This is a genomic window from Psychrobacter sp. 1U2, from assembly GCF_051847575.1.
In genome coordinates, this window is record NZ_JBPYDC010000158.1 from 1 (window position 1) to 1581 (window position 1581).

Here is a 1581-nt window from a genome sequence, read left to right on the forward strand (position 1 = left end):
ATGCAGTTTCAAGCAGATTTACTCAATGTCCCTGTTTTACGACCTAAAGACACTGAAATTACCGCTAAAGGAGCAGCATTATTGGCTGGTCTAAAGAATGGTTTATATGACGATCAAACAATTAAGGAGTCGTGGAAAGTCGACCAGATTTTTGAGCCTCAAATGCCTTCTGATAGACGAGCGCAGCACATTGATAAATGGCAACAAGTGATTGCTAAAGCGCTAATGGAAGTTTGAGAGATATACAAATATAAGATGCCTTTGTTTAACATTCTTAATATAAGGTTTATATGGCTGACTAACAATTATACATCCTGTAACCTAAGGTCATCATGACATCGACATATTTTACATAAACGTTCTATCGATAAGTGTTGATGATTTTTATACTTTAATTGTGGTTAACCAAGAATAGTAGCCAATTAGAAGTTTGGCTTATCAATCTAAATTTATAAATAATAACCAATTTAAGGATAAAATTATGAGTAATAAAAATATAAATCGTAGCGACCGTGTGATTTTAGAAGATGAACACATAAATGACTATCAAAATAATAAAACTTTTGCTGGTGACCCATTAGTTAGTACCGATGGTTCTATCATAGAAGATCCCAACTCACATCCCTCTACTCATATTAGTGACCAGTTAGTTAGTACAGATGGGCACATTGTCACTGATGATGATTTAGGAATCTCTGATAAAGAGCGTATCATTGCTGACAATGCCCGTAGAACGGCCGATCCTGAAGTGGTCGACAGAAAAGTAGTTACTAATGATCGAGACAACATTGATCGGACTGAAGTAAAAAATATGTCTAAAGAGACAAAGAAAGATCTTAATGCAGATCCTATTACTGGCAAGCCAGGATCTCATCCGGTAGGTACAGGTGTCGGTGGTGTTGGTGGCGCAGCTGCAGGAGCAGCAATTGGTACAATGGCAGGACCACTTGGTACCTTAATCGGTGGTGCTATCGGTGCAGTTGTTGGTGGCGGCGCAGGACATGCAGCAGCAGAAGCGATAGATCCAACTCGCGAAGAAGCTTACTGGCGTGCAGAACATGCCAATACTAGCTATTATCAGCAAGGCCATGATTTTGAGCGTGACTTACACCCAGCTTATGCAGTAGGTTATGCCAACAGAGCACGTTATCCTGCTGATGCACGTTTTGAAGATCATGAGCACGACCTAAGACGTTCTTGGGAAGAGGTGAAAGGTGATTCACGTTTGGCATGGGATGATGCCCGCCTTGCATCACGTGATGCATGGAACCGTGTTAGCTAGTAATTACTGTTAGTAAGTTACATGTCGTCTAACAGCGTAGGTTTACAAATAGTTTAAGTTGTATACATTATTACTACTTAAAAGTAAAGGGCGGTAATTATTGTGTATAAGATATTGCTGGTTTGTGAGTCACAAGGGAACAAATGTATATGCAGTATAACGAATATACCCAACTAATGTAATTTGTGCTATGTTGAAGCTTCCAAAGGTAACTTTGGAGGCTTTTTTGTTTGCTTTTATTTAGTATCAATAAATATTGAGCAATAATGGATCGAAACACAATATTTAAAACAGTCATT

At 38.6% G+C, this 1581-nt stretch carries 1 protein-coding gene and 1 pseudogene; both read left to right on the top strand.

Features of this window, described 5'->3' with window-relative positions; genetic code table 11:
- A pseudogene (locus ACS8FD_RS14070) lies at positions 1-237 on the top strand (glycerol kinase); the annotation flags it as partial.
- A gap of 574 nt (positions 238-811) precedes the next feature.
- The gene (locus ACS8FD_RS14075) at positions 812-1282 is read left to right on the top strand and encodes a hypothetical protein (protein ID WP_299217962.1); all 471 of its coding nucleotides are present in this window, start codon (positions 812-814) and stop codon (positions 1280-1282) included.
- Positions 1283-1581: the final 299 nt, after the last annotated feature.